Below are 14830 nucleotides of genomic sequence, written 5' to 3'. Positions count from 1 at the left end.
ACATGAGGTCGATGATGGCGGCCGGGGTGCTGGCCCTGGCGATGGCCGGCTCGGCGGCGGCGCAGACGGCGGCCCCCGCGGAGGTGGCGGGCGACTGGCAGGGCTATGTGAAGGTCCGCGACCAGAGCCTGCCGCTGGTGTTCCACCTGGGCTCCGAGGTCACTGGCGACAGCCCGGCGGAGGCCCGCTACGGCATCAAGGGCCAGGTCCAGCAGGCCGACGGCAAGTACAAGGTCAGCCTCACCTCGGCCGGCGATTTCGAGGGCGTGCTGAAGAACGGCAAGCTCGAGGGCACCTACACGCGCGGCTCCCTGGTGGTTCCGCTGGTCCTGGAGCGCAAGGCCGCCGAGGAGAAGCCGGGGAACTAGCTGGTCGTCACCGGCGGCTTGAACAGGCCGGCCGGGGAGGCGGTGAAGATCTCGACGCCGTCCTCGGTGACGCCGACCGAGTGCTCGCACTGGGCGGACAGCGACTTGTCGCGGGTCACCGCCGTCCAGCCATCGGAGAGCAGCTTCACCGGGTGCTTGCCCAGGTTCACCATCGGCTCGACGGTGAAGAACATGCCGGGCCGCAGCAGCTCGCCCGTGCCCTTGTGGCCGAAGTGCAGGATGTTGGGCGCGTCGTGGAACACCTTGCCCACGCCGTGGCCGCAGAAGTCGCGCACGACCGAGCAGCGCATGCTCTCGACGTAGGACTGGATGGCGTGGCCGATGTCGCCGGTCCGCGCGCCGGGTTTCACGGCCGCCAGGCCCCGCTCCAGCGCCTCGTAGGTGACGTCGATCAGGCGCTTGGCCCGCGGCGCGATGACGCCGACGCCGTACATCCGGCTGGTGTCGCCGTGCCAGCCGTCGACGATAACGGTGACGTCGATGTTGGCGGTGTCCCCCTCGCGCAGCGTCCGCTCGCCGGGGATGCCGTGGCAGACGATGTGGTTGGGGCTGATGCAGGTGGTTTTTGTGTAGCCGCGGTAGCCCAGGCAGGCCGGGATCGCCCCGTGGTCGAGGATGAACTCGCGGGCCAGGGTGTCGAGGTGGTCGGTGACCACGCCCGGCACGACGTGCTCGGTCAGCATGTCCAGGCACTCGGCCGCCAGCCGGCCCGCTCGGCGCATGCCTTCGAAGTCCTCGGCCGTGTGGATCTTGATCTGGCCGGTGCGGTATTCGGATTCGAGGACGTCGGTCTGGGACATGGGATGCTCCGCAGCGCGAGGAGGGTGCGCCGCTTCGGGCCTATGTCGCAATGCTAGCACGGGATTTCAACGGCCGCCGCCGCGGGCCGAAGGGTTCTAGGGGCCGACCACCCGAATCCCTTCGCCGGCGACCTGCTCGAGGCGAACAAGCCGGCAGGTCAGGCGCAGCCCCGCCTCCGACGCCGAGGTCAGGACCGCCTGCCCGGGCGTGACGGTCCAGGTGAGATCGCCGTTGGAGTAGCGCACGTCGGAAGGCGGCTGCTGTTGGGCGAGGCTGGCGGACGGCGCGCCGTCGCGGTCCAGCTCCAGTCGATTGGCCGCCGGATTGAAGCGCGTGCGGAGCGTCTGTCCGCCGCCGCAGTCGTAGACGGAGGTCACTCCGAGCACCTGGGGATGCCAGCAGCCCTCCTCAATGCAGCGCCGAGCCAGCTCTTCCGGCGTGCCGCCTGGATCGCGCGCCGAAGCGGCCGGAGCGGAGGCGCAGGCGCCCAGGAGGAGCGTCGCGGTCAGCGGCAGGGCCGCCCATGCCGCGGGGCAGGCGCTGAAGGGCGCATGGCGGGCTCGTCGATGTCGCATCACGGCGTCTGAACGCTCCGGTCCGCTGCGGGGTTCAGCCCCGGCTTCGCCGTCGAGGGGTTGTCGCTGCGCGCGCGGCCGTGCCAGCTTCGGCCCAAGCCGAGATCAAAGGGGGATCGATGATCCGTTTCGCAATGCTGGCGCTTGCCGCGGGGCTGGCCACGGCCGCGCCGTCCGCGGCCGCCGAGAAGCCCACGCCGCCGAAGGCCGAGAAGCGGCCCTACGAGGTCAGGGCGCCGGCCGGCTCCCGCCAGGACGAGTACTACTGGCTGCGCGACGACAGCCGCAAAGACCCGAAGATGCTCGCCTACCTCAACGCGGAGAACGCCTACGCCGACGCCCTGCTGGCGCACACCAAGCCGCTGCAGGACCGGCTTTACGAGGAGATCGTCGCCCGGGTGAAGCAGGACGACGCCTCGGTGCCCTACCGGGAGCGGGGCTACTGGTACTACATGCGCTTCGAGACCGGTAAGGACTACGCCATCAACGCCCGGCGCAAGGGCGACATGGGCGCGCCGGAAGAGGTGCTGCTCGACCAGAACGCCATGGCCGAAGGCAAGGGGTTCTTCAGCCTCGGCAACGCGGTGGTGAGCCAGGACAACCGGCTGCTCGCCTGGGCCGACGACACCGTGGGCCGGCGCCAGTACGTGCTGCGGGTGAAGGACATCGCTTCCGGCAAGGTGCTGGAGGACGCCGTTCCCAAGGCTGAGCCGGACATCGCCTGGGCCGACGACAACCGCACGATCTTCTACATCGACAAGGATCCGGTGACCCTGCTGTCGAAGCGGGTGAAGGCCCACGTGCTGGGCACGCCGGCCAGCGCCGACCGGCTGGTCTACGAGGAGAAGGACGACAGCTTCTACATCGGCCTGATGCGGACCCGGGACGACCGGTACGTCTGCATCTACCTGCAGAGCACGGTGGCCACCGAGCAGCGCTGCACCAGCGCGGCTCAGCCCGGCGAGTTCAAGGTCGTGGCGCCCCGGCTGCGCGACCACCTCTACCAGGCCGACCACATCAACGGCCGCTGGGTGATCCGCACCAACTGGAACGCGCCCAACTACCGGCTGATGAGCGTGGCCGACGCCCAGGCGAACGGAGACCGCGCCCGCTGGACGGACGTCGTGCCGCACAAGGCGGACGTCTTCATCGACGACTTCACCCTGTTCAACGGCTTCACGGCGATCCGCGAGCGCTCGGGCGGCCTGCTGCGCCTGCGCGTGCTGGGGGGTGACGGGAAGTCGGAGTTCGTGGCCGCCGAGGAGGCCGCCTACGCAATGGGCTTCGCCACCAACGCCGAGCCGGACACCGACAAGCTCCGCTACACCTACGGCTCGATGACCACGCCCACCACGACCTACGAGCTGGACGTGAAGACCAAGGCCCGCACGCTCCTGAAGGAGACGCCGGTCATCGGCTACGACAAGACCCGGTACGTCACCGAGCGCGTCTGGGCGACGGCCCGCGACGGGACGAAAATCCCGGTGTCGCTGGTCTACCGGAAAGGCTTCAAGAAGGACGGGAAGGCGCCGCTCTTCCAGTACGCCTACGGCAGCTACGGCTCCTCAACGGACCCCTACTTCAACCTGTCGGTGGTCAGCCTGCTCGACCGCGGCTTCGTCTACGCCATCGCCCATATCCGCGGCGGCCAGGAGATGGGGCGGGCCTGGTACGACAACGGCAAGCTGCTGAAGAAGACCAACACCTTCACCGACTTCATCGACGTGACGCGCCACCTGGTGCGGGAGAAGTACGCGGCCAAGGACCGGGTGGCGGCGCAGGGCGGCTCGGCCGGCGGCCTGCTGATGGGCGCCATCGCCAACATGGCGCCGCGCGACTACCGCGTGATCGTGGCCCAGGTGCCGTTTGTCGACGTGGTGACCACCATGCTGGACGAGACCATCCCGCTCACCACCAACGAGTTCGACGAGTGGGGCAATCCGAAGGACCCGACGTACTACAAGTACATGCTGGCCTATTCGCCGTACGACCAGGTGGCGCGGAAGGCCTATCCGGCGATCTTCGTGGGCACCGGGCTGTGGGACAGCCAGGTGCAGTACTTCGAGCCCGCCAAGTGGGTGGCCCGCCTGCGCGACCGCAAGACCGACCAGAACGCGCTTGTCTTCCGCGTCAACATGGAGGCCGGCCACGGCGGCAAGTCGGGGCGGTTCCGGCGCTACCGCGAGCAGGCGGAGTACTACGCCTTCGTGCTCGACCAACTCGGCGTGAAGTGAGGCCGACACTCTGCGCGCTCATTGGCCTAGCGCTGAGCGCGTCAGGGTGTGGCCTTGGTCCCGCGTGCGAAAACACGATCATCGAGTCCGTCGGCGGTCCAGGCGGTCGGCAGGCCATCTTGTTCGAGCGTAGCTGCGGCGCGACATCGGGCTTCTCCTCGCAGGTTTCCATTCTGGATGCGGGACAGCCGTTGCCAGACGCGGGCGGAAACGCCTTTGTCGCTGACACGGACAATGGAGCGGCCCCGGCGGCGGCGTGGGGCGGCCCGTGGGCCGCTCTCAGATGGAGCGGCCCAAATCAGGTCGTTATCACCCACGATCCCAGAGCGCGTGTGTTCACGCGGGCGGCAAGGGTGGGGCCTGTTTCGGTTTTCTACGAGACCAGGACCGGTTCCTAGGCCGCCCCGCGCCACCGAATCCGGCCGGCGATCGCCACCCGTTCCGGCGTGATCTCGCAGCGGTAGGCCAGCACCTCGACGCCCGCCTCCGCCGCCTCGCGCAGGCCCTTCGCATAGGCGGGGTCCAGGTCGTGGCAAGCCTCGAAGGCGTCGCAGTCGGTGCGCTGGACGACGAACAGCATGACGGCGCGGTGGCCGGCCTCGACCATGGCGGTGAGCTCCCTCAGGTGCTTCAGCGAGCGGGCGGCGACGCAGTCGGGGAACTCGGCCAGCGCCCCGTCACGGCGCAGGTGGCAGTTCTTCACCTCCAGCCAGCACGGCGGCCGATCCGGCGCCTCCAGCAGGAAGTCGACGCGGGAGTTGGTCCCGTAGCGGACCTCGCGCCGGTGGGTGGCGTAGCCGGCGAGTTCCGGGATGGCGTCGGCCGCCAGCGCCTCCGCCACCAGGCGGTTGGGATGCATGGTGTTGATCCCGACTAGGCCCCCGTCGGCCTCCACCAGCTCGAGCGTGTGGGCGAGCTTGCGCTTCGGGTCGTCGGACCTCGAGAGGAAGCAGGGCAGGCCCGGCGTGTTCAGGCCAAGCATGGCGCCCGGGTTGGGACAGTGCGCCGTCACCGGCGTGCCGTCCTCCAGCACCACGTCGGCGAAGAAGCGCTTGTAGCGCTGCACCAGGCGGCCCGGGATGAGCGGTTGCGGGAAGTCCATCTAGGCGGTTAGTCCGTTCTGGTAGGCGGGTGGATGTAGGCGAGGCGCGTCGGCATGGCGAGTGGCCCAGAGGCAGGTGAGGGGGACGGGCGGGTCACCGCGGCCGTCCTGATCATCGGCGACGAGATCCTGTCGGGGCGGACGCAGGACACCAACCTTCGCGACATCGCCAGGTACCTGGGCGTGCTGGGCATCGACCTGGCGGAGGCGCGCACGGTGCCCGACGTACTGGAGGAGATCGTGGCAGCCCTGAACGCGCTGCGCAGCCGCTACGACTACGTGATCACCACCGGCGGGATCGGGCCCACCCACGACGACATCACGGCCGATGCGGTGGCGGCGGCCTTCGGGGTGGAGCTCGAGGAGCATCCGGAGATCCTGGCGATGATGGAGAGGCGCTGGGGCGGCGAGCTCAACGCAGCGCGCCGGCGGATGGCCCGCGTGCCGGTGGGCGGCGACCTGGTGAAGAACCCGGTGCAGGGCCCGCCTGGGTTCACGATCGGCAACGTTTTCGTGCTGGCCGGCGTGCCGCAGATCATGCGCGGCATGCTGGAGGACGTGGGGCCCAGGCTGCGCGGCGGGCGGGTGACGGTCTCGCGGACGGTGCGGGTCGAGGGCTCGGGCGAGGGCCAGATCGCCGCGCCGCTGGAGGCGGTGGCCAGGGCCCACCCGCAGATGTCGCTGGGCAGCTATCCGTTCTTCGGGCCGGACGGCTACGGCTCGAACCTGGTGCTGCGCGGCCGCGATCCGGCCGAGGTGGAGGCGGTGGTGGGCGAGCTGACCGCGGCGCTCCGGCAGGCCGGGGTGGAGAACGTCCGCGAGGTCGAGCCCGCCGCCTGACGCATGAAGGAAATTCATGAGGCGGCCCGCCGAGGCGCTGCTAGCCTCGGGCGCAACGCGTTCTCCGAGGACTGATCATGTTGCTTGTCCTGCTCGCCGCCGCGACCGTGCTCGCCCAGGCGCCGGCCGCCCAGGCCCAGCCGCCCGCGGCCGCGCCTGCGTCGAAGGAAGTGGAAGGGGTCACGGTCAAGGCGCCCGAGAAGGACCCCCTGGTCTGCAAGACCCGGCAGCCGCTCGGCTCCAAGGTCCCCAAGCGCACCTGCAGCAAGAAGAGCGAGCTGGAGCAGGCCCGGCACGACAGCCGGGAGAACATGGAGTACCTGCGGCGCAACCGCGATCCGTTCTACCGCCCCATCGAACCCTGAGTGACGCGCGTCACCGCCGGCCGCCGAGCCGCGCCCTAATGTCCTTTTGCGCTGTGGATAAGTCTGTGCACTAATCCAGGGCGAGAGGGCGCCCGCGAAGGCGCCCCGGTGGCGATGGGGCAGGGAAGGGGGCGTATCCGTGAAGACGCTTGCCGTGGTGTCCCGCAAGGGCGGGGCCGGAAAGACGACGCTCGCGATCAACCTGACGCTCGCCGCCCGCGCCATGGGCGTCAAGGCCGTCCTCGCCGACGCCGATCCCCTGCGCAGCGCCTGCGAGGTGCTGCGCGAGCGGGAGGAGGGCGCCTCGCTGCTGGTGGAGACCAGCGCCTCGAAGCTGTTCGCGCTCGCCGAGGCCTCGCGCCGCGCCGGCGCCGAGCTGCTGATCATCGACACACCCGCCTGCCCCGAGGCCGACGTGGCCGAGGCGGTGCGGGTGGCCGACCTCTGCGTGGCGGTGGCCCGGCCCACTTACCTCGACCTGGCCGCCGCCGTGCGGTCCGTGGCGATCATCCAGCAGCTGGGACGGCGCGGCCTGATCGTGCTCAACCAGGCCGCGCCCGCGCGCAACGGCGTGGAGCCGCCGGCGGTCATGAAGGCGTTCGAGGCGCTGCGCTTCGCCGGCCTGCCGGTCGCCCCCGTCGCCCTGCGCTCGCGGGTGATCTACCAGTCGGCCTTCGCCCACCGCCGCTCCGTGCTGGAGATGGACGAGGGCGGCTCGGCGAGCGCCGAGGTCCGCGAGCTGTTCGCCCTCCTGTGGCGGACCGTCAACGGCGAGGCCACCGCCCGGGTGAAGAGCGCCAACGACGACCTGAAGAAGCCCTGGATGGCCGCAGGTCCCGGGCTGACGCTGACCCAGCCTACCGCCTAGGCGCCCGCTCCAGAGCCTCGTACTCCGCCGGCGTTCCGCAGAAGACGACCTGGCGCCGCTCCACCTGCCGCCAGGCGATGTGCGCGCCCTGGCCGATCAGGTGGTTGTAGAGCGGGGCGACGTAGAGCTCCTTGGCCTGCGGGGCGAGGCGCTCGGCGGCCAGGGCGGCGCGGAAGTCGCGGTTGCGGGCGAAGTGGTAGAGGCCCGTGCAGCAGAGCTCGGAGATCTCCTGCTTCTCGGCGGTCCGCAGGACACGAGGCTCCGGCCCGCGCGCCGGCTCCACATAGGACCAGTTCGGGCCCGAGCCGCGGAATACCTCCAGCCAGCCGTCGGCGTCCTTGAACCGGCCGCCGGGGAAGGTGAAGCCCGGCCGGAAGGTATCGATGTTGAAGATGGTCAGCGGCTCGTCCGGGGCCACCTGCCAGCGGTCGAGACCCAGCGCCACGGTGTCCGCCTGGCCGGCCGTGGCGCCCACACCGCAGGTGAGCAGGTTGCGCACGCCAAGCCGTCCGCATTCCTGCCGCACGAACGCCGCCACCTCCAGATCGTCGGCGTGGATGAACAGGAAGGTCTCGCTCCAGAAGTACTCCTGGAAGCTGCGCACCGCGTGGGCGAAGACGCTCTCCCCGTGCAGATCCAGCATGAACTTCGGCGACAGGTAGCCGGCGGAGAGGAAGCGCTGCGAGCGCCCGGCCATGGGGATGACGATCACGCCGCCGCCTTGAGGCCGGCGTCGAGGCCCTGCCAGAGCCGCAGGGCGTTGCCGATGAAGGCCTGCTGCCGGTCGGGGCGGTCCGCGTGCAGGGGCAGCATCGACAGGAACAGGCTGGCCATCACCGCGCGCACCGGCTCGGAGAGGCCGCCGACGCCGTCGACCGTCATGTCCGCCAGCGCGCCCTCGAGCCAGGCTTGGCAGGCGACCGGCTCGAACTGCAGGGCGTAGTCGCCGCCGTGGCGATCCAGGCGATAGCGGCCGGCGATGATCTGGTCGTAGCGGCCGACCACTGAGTGGGCGAGCTTGGCGAGGTCGTAGCGCAGGTCGCCGAACAGCGACGGGGACTCGCGCACGGCGCCGCGGGGGTCGATGACCTTGATGCGCCGCACCCGGCTGTCCCACAGGACGTTGGAGAAGCACAGGTCCCCGTGCATGGCGCATTCGAACCGTCCGCTGGCCAGGTCCATGGCAGGCGCCAGGGCTTCGGCGATGTCCACCAGCGAAGGGCAGGGGCGGCCGGCGTAGCGCATCGGGGCGCTCACAGATTGTCCCGTCGCGCGTTCGAAGGCGTCCAGCCGCTCCAGCGTCTTCTCGGCCGCCAGCCGCCGCAGCGCCGCGTCCCCGGAGCCCTCGCCGCGGACCCGGGCGAGGGCGGCGAGGAGGTCTTCCAGCGATCCCATGATCCGCAGCCATGGCTTGCGCGGCAGGTCGCCGTGCACGACCAGCTCCGACAGCACCGGCAGGAACTCGTACTCCGTCTCGTAGAAGGCCCGGCCCTGCTCCAGGCCGAAGCCGAGCAGGCGCGCGGTGTAGATCTGCACAGGCGGGGGCGCCGCCTGCAGCCAGTGGGCCTCGGCCCGCATCTTGGCGGTGTCATGCGACGACTTGCGCGCCGTCAGCCCGTCGATGCGCACGGTGTTGAAGGCCCGCGCCGTGGTCACCGCCAGGCGCGACCGGAAGAAGGTGGTCAGGTGTCCGAAGTCCAGCCAGTCGGCGGCTTCGACCAGCCGTACCGGGCGGCCCTGCAGGTAGTGGTTCACCCCGCCGATGAAGTCCCCGCGCAGACGGGTCAGGGAGCGCAGCAGGTCGAGCCCGGAGCCGAAGGCGAAGTAGCCGGCGGCCAGCGGCCAGTCCTCGTGCCCGTCCTCGCCCGCCGGGGTGGTGACCAGCGAGACGACCCGGCCGGCCGCGTCCGTCTCCATCTCCGCCCACGCGTATTCGCTGGCGCGCGGGGCGCCGACAATCACGTCGTGGCGGTCCTTCGGCGGGCCCGGGATCAGGGTGTCGCCGTGCAGCAGGTGAACGGGGACGTCGCCGGCGCCGATGGCGTTCAGGGCATAGACCACCGCCTCGCCGAGCTTCAGGCCCTCTGGGATCGGGACGACCTCGACGCCGAGCTCGGCCAGCCGGGTTGCGTCGTGCTCCGGGACCGCGAAGGTCTCCGGCAGCACCAGGTGGACGGGGCCTGCGCCCTCCAGGCTCTTCAGCTGCAGCTCGTAAAGACGCTGGACGCCCACCGGCAGGAAGGCCGGCGGCAGGGGGCCGAACTCGGCGGCGAGCTCCTGGCCCACCACGGCCCCCGACATGATCAGCCGGACGGTCACACGGCCTCGCGGGCGAGCAGGGCGTGGATCTCCTCGTGGCCCAGCTTCAGGAATTCCGACGGCCGGATCGCCTTGTCGTCGACGTAGAAGCCCTCGGTCCCGCACCAGGGCTTGCCCACGTGCACCTCGTCGTAGGGGATGTCGTGCCGGGCCAGCCAGTCGAGGATGACCGGCAGGGTGTTGGCGTTGATCTTGCCGATGTCGCCCGCGTAGGTGCGCATGTTCCGCGCCGAGCAGATGACGATCTCGAAGCCTTCAGCCTTGTAGGCGCGCAGCTTCTCCACGACGGCCAAGTTCGGCCGGCGCTCGGCATAGGGCGCCGAGGCGTCGTCGTGGGTGATGGTCCCGTCGAGATCGAAGACCAGCCGCTTCATGCGAAGAGGCTAGGGCGATTCTGGCGCGGCTAGCCTGCGGCCTGACGCCGGTCCTCCAGCACCATGGCGGCGGCCTTCTCGGCGATCATGATGGTGGGCGAGTTGGTGTTGCCCGAGACGATCCGCGGCATGGCCGAGGCGTCGACCACGCGCAGGCCGTGGACGCCCCGCACCCGCAGCCGCTCGTCGAGCACGGCCATGGGATCGCCCTCTGGACCCATGGCCGCCGTCCCCGCGGGGTGGAAGATGGTGGTGCCGATCTCGCCGGCGGCGCGGCGCAGGTCGGCTTCGGACGTGAGCTGCGGGCCGGGGCGGTGTTCCTGCGGCCGGTACTTCGCCAACGGCGGGGCGGCGACGATGCGCCGGGCCAGCCGGATGGCGTCGGAGGCCACCTGCAGGTCCTCTTCCGTCGACAGGTAGTTGGGCGAGATCCTGGGCGCTGCGCCCGGATCGGGGCTCGTGGCGTGCACCGAGCCCCGGCTGGTCGGCCGCACGTTGCAGACGCTGGCCGTGAAGGCGCCGAACGGGTGCAGGCCGTCGCCCCATTTGTCCAGGCTTAGCGGCTGGAAGTGGAACTCCAGGTTGGCGGTGGCGTAGCGCGGCGAGGACTTCGCGAACGCCCCCACCTGGCTCGGCGCCATGGTCAGCGGTCCCCGGCCCCGCAGGGCGTACTCCATGCCCATCCAGGCGCGCTTGAAGAGGTTGCGGTACTCGGTGTTGAGCGTTTTCACGCCCGAGACCTTGTAGATCGGCCGCAGCTGCAGGTGGTCCTGCAGGTTCTCGCCGACGCCCGGCGCGTGATGCACCACCTCGATCCCCAGCCCGCGCAGCCGCTCGCCGTCGCCGACGCCGGAGAGCTCCAGGAGCTTGGGCGAGACCACCGCGCCCGTGGAGAGCAGCACCTCGCCGGTGCAGCGCGCCTCCAGTCGCTGGCCGTCCTTGCGATAGGCGAGGCCGACGGCTCTGCGGCCCTCGAACAGCACCCGCTCGATCTCCGCCCCGGTGACCAGCGTCAGGTTCTTGCGGTGCAGGACGGGCTTGAGGAAGCCGCGCGCGGCGCTCCAGCGGCGGCCGGCCTTCTGGTTCACCTGGAAGTAGGAGGAGCCCTCGTTGTCGCCGGTGTTGAAGTCGGAGACCTTGGGCACGCCGACCGCCTCGGCGGCGTCACGCACCGCGTCGAGGATCTCCCAGCGCACGCGCGGGTGCTCCACGCGCCATTCGCCGCCGGACGCGTGGAAGGGGCTCGTCCCGTCGATGTGGTCCTCGTGCTTCAGGAAATGGGGCAGGACGTCGTCCCAGCCCCAGCCGGCCAGTCCCAGCTGGCGCCAGCCGTCGTAGTCCGCCGCCTGGCCGCGCATGTAGATCATCGCGTTGATGGCCGACGAGCCGCCGATCACCTTGCCGCGCGGATAGGCGAGCGCCCGGCCGCCCAGCCCCGGCTCCTCGGCGGTGGTGAACATCCAGTCCGCGCGCGGGTTGCCGATGGCGAACAGGTAGCCGACGGGGATGTGGAACCAGATCCAGTCGTCCTTGCCGCCGGCCTCCAGGACCAGCACGCGGACCTTGGGATCGGCCGAGAGCCGGTTGGCGAGCACGCAGCCCGCCGAACCGGCCCCTGCGATGACGTAGTCGTAGGTCAGGTGAGGCCGATCCAGCGGCCGCCCGCACCCACCGTCACCCAGATCAGGATGGCGGCGTAGCCCACCAGCCGGCTGAGCGTCGTGGTCCCCGGCCTGGCGCTGCGGCCGAAGATGTTCAGGGCGGCGAGGCCGAAGACGAACACGCCGGCGATCCACATCCAGGCCTTGTTGACCGTCATCCAGGTCTCGGTGAACGGATCTCCGACGACGCCGTGGGTGGCGATCTGCAGCCCGACCACCAGGACGACGAGCCCGATCAGCATGATCCAGCGCAGAGCGCCATAGAGCGCGAAGATCGAGATCAGGGCGCAGGCGAACATGACGTGGAAGATCGCGACGTTGCCGCCCTTCTTCGAGATCATGACCACCAGCGCCAGGACCCAGACGAGCAGCCCCAGGATCAGGCCGATCCTTGCTCCGCCGCTCACTTCACCCTCGCGCTTGGCCGTGGGGACCAGCACCGCATAGGTGAAGATCACCCCCGCCACGAGGGCGATCATCTTCCAGAGGAAGGCGGAGTTGTCATAGAGCTTGGAGGCGTTCGACAGCCCCATCAGGATGCCGCTGACGATCGCCAGCACGACGCCCAGGTGCAGCCAGAGCCGCGTGTTCCGGTAGATGGACGACGGTGTCGCCTCGACGAAGCCGACGCCGAGCAGCCGCAGGCCGACGAGGATCGCCGCCGCGGCGAGGCAGAACAGCCCGAGGATGTGGAACACCTCGATGACGGCGAACCAGCTCTGCAGCGCCACCGGGAACGGTTGGGTGGCCAGGCTTTCAATCCAGCCCTCGATGGAGGGGATGATCTGTTTGAAGTTGTCAGGGATGATCGCCATGGCTCAGTGCTCCCCACCGCCGGTGGAGAGCCCCGCCAGGTTCTGGGCTCCCTTGCTGGACGCGGCGCATTCCTGGACGGAGTTGACCCAGTCCGGCTGCGGCTTTCCGCACTCGAACCAGTTGTAGGCGATGAACCGCCCGAACGCGATGATCAGGATCCAGGAGGTCAGCGAGATCAGGGCCGACATCCTGACCTTGGGCGGCGGCCTTGGCAGCTCGTCCCAGGCGGCCTGGTTCTTCTGCACCATGTAGTGGAAGACCACGATGTTGATCACCGCGACGACCAGCAGCACCAGCTTCAGCCGGAACCAGAGGTTGTGCCAGTAGATCTCCGGCTTGGCGAAGAACAGCAGGAGCCCGGTCACGACCATGAAGAGGAAGGCCACGACCGTAAGCGGGAGGACGCGGTTCGAGAGCACGGAGATCCGGTACTCGCGGAAGCCGATGCCGAGCATCCGCAGGTCCACCAGCAGGATGGTGCCGAAGAACAGCATCAGCATCAGCAGGTGGGTGCCTTCCAGCAGGCCCCAGAAGTTGAGCGAGCTTAGCAGCAGCTGGCTGTAGGACGTCCCGTCCCCCGGCGTCTGCGCGCCCCAGCTATTCTGGAGCCAGTCGAAAAAATCGTTGAGCAAGCGGAAATCCTCCCCGCGGCTTGGCGTCTTCTTGTCACCGCAGCGCAGACCTATGTGGCGCGGCGTCCCTACGTCAACTCAAGGCCGATACCTAAGCCCCAATTCGTCTCCTTCGAATTGCCGGTATGTTGCGATTCGGCAGGAAGGGTCCGCTTGCGCCGCGAATTGCGCTAGAGAGGCCGCGGTCGCGTGGACGTGGCGGAACTGGTAGACGCAGCAGACTTAAAATCTGCATCCCGCAAGGGAGTGTGGGTTCGACTCCCACCGTCCGCACCAAGCCGTTGGGGGAGGGTTGAAGGCATGAAGATGGGCAAGACCGAGAGCGAGGCGCAGGCCAGCCTTTCGCCCGACCCGCTCACCGCGGTCTCGCCCCTCGACGGCCGCTATGCGGTCCAGACCCAGGCGCTCCGCCGCTACTTCTCCGAATTCGCGCTGATCCGCTATCGGCTGAAGGTGGAGGTGGAGTGGCTGGTGGCCCTGGGCGCCGAGCCCGCCATCGGCGAGTGCCGGCCGCTGGCCGACGGCGAGGCCCAGGCGCTCCGCCGCTGGGTCGAGGACCTCTCGGTCGAGGACGCCCGCTCGGTGAAGGCCCGCGAGGCGGTCACCCGTCATGACGTGAAGGCGGTGGAATACGAGCTGCGCGACCAGGTGGAGAAGCTGGGCCGGGCCGACCTCGTCCCCTTCGTCCACTTCGGCTGCACCAGCGAGGACATCAACAACATCAGCCATGCGCTGATGCTGCGCGACGGCCTGGCGGACGTCTGGCTGCCGGCGGCCCAGGAACTGGTCGAGGAGATCCGCGCCCGCGCCACGGCCACCGAGGACCTGCCGATGCTGGCCCACACGCACGGCCAGCCGGCATCGCCAACCACCCTGGGCAAGGAGCTGGCCATCTTCGTCCACCGCCTGGAGCGGCAGCTGCGCCAGGTGGCCGGCGCGGAATACCTGGCCAAGTTCTCCGGCGCGGTGGGCAACTACAACGCCCACCTGGCGGCCTACGCCGACCTCGACTGGCCGGCCTTCGCCAAGCGGTTCATCGAGGGCTTCGGCCTCACCCAGAACGTGCTCACCACCCAGATCGAGAGCCACGACTACATGGCCGAGGTGTTCCACGCGCTGGCGCGGTTCAACACCCTGCTGATCTCCTACGACCAGGACATGTGGAGCTACATCTCCCACGGCTACTTCTCGCAGAAGCTGCTGCCGGGCGAGGTCGGCTCCTCGACCATGCCGCACAAGGTCAACCCGATCGACTTCGAGAACTCCGAGGCCAACGCGGGCCTCGCCAACGCCGTGCTGAACCACCTGGCCGGCAAGCTGCCCATCTCGCGCATGCAGCGCGACCTGACCGACTCCTCCGCCTTGCGGAACGTCGGCGTCGGCGTGGGCTATGCCCTGCTGGCGGTGCGCTCGGCGCTGGCCGGCACGCGCAAGGTGGAGGCCAACCCCGCCCGCCTGGCCGAGGACCTCGACGGCGAGTGGGCCGTGCTGGGCGAGGCGGTGCAGACCGTGCTGCGCAAGGCCGGCCACCACGACGCCTACGAACGGCTGAAGGCCGCCACCCAGAACCGCGAGTTCTCGGAAGCCTCCTTCGCCCAGATGCTGGCCGAGCTAGACATCCCCGAGGACGACCGGGCTCGCCTGAAGGCCATGGCGCCCAGGGACTACGTTGGCCTGGCCGCCGAGCTGGCCCGGACGGTGACGCGGCGCTAGGCGCTCGCTTCGGCCGAGCTCCCACAAAGATCCTCTCGCCGCAGGGGGGAGGTGGCGGTTGGCGCGCAGCGTCCAACCGACGGCGGGGGACCCGGGCCGCAAGAAGGCGCTGCCCACCGCCCTTGAGCACTCGGTACGCGC

The 14830-nt window shown here is 69.8% G+C and carries 15 protein-coding genes and 1 tRNA gene; 7 read left to right on the top strand and 9 right to left on the bottom strand.

The window, feature by feature from the left end; genetic code table 11:
- The first annotated feature begins 2 nt into the window (after positions 1–2).
- On the top strand, positions 3–368 hold the full coding sequence (locus tag VIL76_RS03550; protein ID WP_332043613.1) for a hypothetical protein: 366 nt from the start codon (positions 3–5) through the stop codon (positions 366–368).
- Here VIL76_RS03550 and map read toward each other — a convergent pair.
- Together map and VIL76_RS03540 are read right to left on the bottom strand one after the other, a co-directional pair.
- The gene (gene map, locus VIL76_RS03545; RefSeq protein ID WP_332043612.1) at positions 365–1189 is read right to left on the bottom strand and encodes a type I methionyl aminopeptidase; all 825 of its coding nucleotides are present in this window, start codon (positions 1187–1189) and stop codon (positions 365–367) included. The two genes, VIL76_RS03550 and map, sit on opposite strands and share 4 nt — an antisense overlap.
- A gap of 96 nt (positions 1190–1285) precedes the next feature.
- Complete coding sequence (locus VIL76_RS03540) at positions 1286–1765, bottom strand: hypothetical protein (RefSeq protein ID WP_332043611.1); 480 nt, start codon at positions 1763–1765, stop codon at positions 1286–1288.
- Between the two features lie 119 nt (positions 1766–1884).
- Between VIL76_RS03540 and VIL76_RS03535 the strand changes: the two genes are divergently transcribed.
- Positions 1885–3999, top strand: a complete 2115-nt coding sequence (locus tag VIL76_RS03535; RefSeq protein WP_332043610.1) for a S9 family peptidase — start codon at positions 1885–1887, stop codon at positions 3997–3999.
- Positions 4000–4393: 394 nt separating this feature from the next.
- Here VIL76_RS03535 and sfsA read toward each other — a convergent pair whose 3' ends face one another.
- Positions 4394–5101 (bottom strand): DNA/RNA nuclease SfsA, encoded by a 708-nt coding sequence (sfsA, locus tag VIL76_RS03530; protein ID WP_332043609.1) that lies wholly within the window; start codon positions 5099–5101, stop codon positions 4394–4396.
- A gap of 54 nt (positions 5102–5155) precedes the next feature.
- Between sfsA and VIL76_RS03525 the strand changes: the two genes are divergently transcribed.
- The 3 genes from VIL76_RS03525 to VIL76_RS03515 all read left to right on the top strand — a co-directional run bounded on the left by VIL76_RS03525 (position 5156) and on the right by VIL76_RS03515 (position 7174).
- The gene (locus VIL76_RS03525) at positions 5156–5941 is read left to right on the top strand and encodes a competence/damage-inducible protein A (protein ID WP_332043608.1); all 786 of its coding nucleotides are present in this window, start codon (positions 5156–5158) and stop codon (positions 5939–5941) included.
- Between the two features lie 77 nt (positions 5942–6018).
- The gene (locus VIL76_RS03520) at positions 6019–6306 is read left to right on the top strand and encodes a hypothetical protein (RefSeq protein WP_332043607.1); all 288 of its coding nucleotides are present in this window, start codon (positions 6019–6021) and stop codon (positions 6304–6306) included.
- A 139-nt stretch (positions 6307–6445) separates the two neighbouring features.
- On the top strand, positions 6446–7174 hold the full coding sequence (locus tag VIL76_RS03515) for a ParA family protein (RefSeq protein WP_332043606.1): 729 nt from the start codon (positions 6446–6448) through the stop codon (positions 7172–7174).
- On the opposite strand, the gene VIL76_RS03510 is transcribed toward VIL76_RS03515, so the two are convergent.
- Genes VIL76_RS03510 through VIL76_RS03485 form a run of 6 tightly spaced genes read right to left on the bottom strand, consistent with a single transcriptional unit; the run spans position 7164 to position 12976 of the window.
- Entirely contained in the window at positions 7164–7886 is a 723-nt protein-coding gene (locus VIL76_RS03510; RefSeq protein WP_332043605.1) for a capsular biosynthesis protein, read from the bottom strand. The genes VIL76_RS03515 and VIL76_RS03510 overlap by 11 nt on opposite strands.
- Complete coding sequence (locus VIL76_RS03505) at positions 7883–9493, bottom strand: phosphotransferase (RefSeq protein WP_332043604.1); 1611 nt, start codon at positions 9491–9493, stop codon at positions 7883–7885. Before VIL76_RS03505 ends, VIL76_RS03510 begins: the two co-directional genes overlap by 4 nt.
- Positions 9490–9867, bottom strand: a complete 378-nt coding sequence (locus VIL76_RS03500) for an HAD-IIIC family phosphatase (RefSeq protein WP_332043603.1) — start codon at positions 9865–9867, stop codon at positions 9490–9492. Before VIL76_RS03500 ends, VIL76_RS03505 begins: the two co-directional genes overlap by 4 nt.
- A gap of 29 nt (positions 9868–9896) precedes the next feature.
- Positions 9897–11489: a GMC family oxidoreductase gene (locus VIL76_RS03495; protein ID WP_332043834.1), complete on the bottom strand. Its 1593-nt coding sequence runs from the start codon at positions 11487–11489 to the stop codon at positions 9897–9899.
- Between the two features lie 14 nt (positions 11490–11503).
- Entirely contained in the window at positions 11504–12343 is an 840-nt protein-coding gene (locus VIL76_RS03490; protein ID WP_332043602.1) for a DUF6644 family protein, read from the bottom strand.
- A 3-nt stretch (positions 12344–12346) separates the two neighbouring features.
- Positions 12347–12976, bottom strand: coding sequence for a DUF6644 family protein (locus VIL76_RS03485; protein WP_332043601.1), 630 nt, complete (start codon positions 12974–12976; stop codon positions 12347–12349).
- Positions 12977–13165: 189 nt separating this feature from the next.
- Between VIL76_RS03485 and VIL76_RS03480 the strand changes: the two genes are divergently transcribed.
- A tRNA-Leu gene (locus VIL76_RS03480) sits at positions 13166–13252 on the top strand.
- A gap of 24 nt (positions 13253–13276) precedes the next feature.
- Positions 13277–14689 carry an adenylosuccinate lyase gene (gene purB, locus VIL76_RS03475; RefSeq protein WP_332043600.1) on the top strand — a complete coding sequence of 471 codons (1413 nt, stop codon included), beginning with the start codon at positions 13277–13279 and terminating at the stop codon, positions 14687–14689.
- Positions 14690–14830 lie beyond the last annotated feature (141 nt).

Origin of the sequence: Phenylobacterium sp., assembly GCF_036563285.1 — a bacterium.
GTDB lineage: Bacteria > Pseudomonadota > Alphaproteobacteria > Caulobacterales > Caulobacteraceae > Phenylobacterium.
This window is presented reverse-complemented; position numbering and strand designations above follow the sequence as displayed.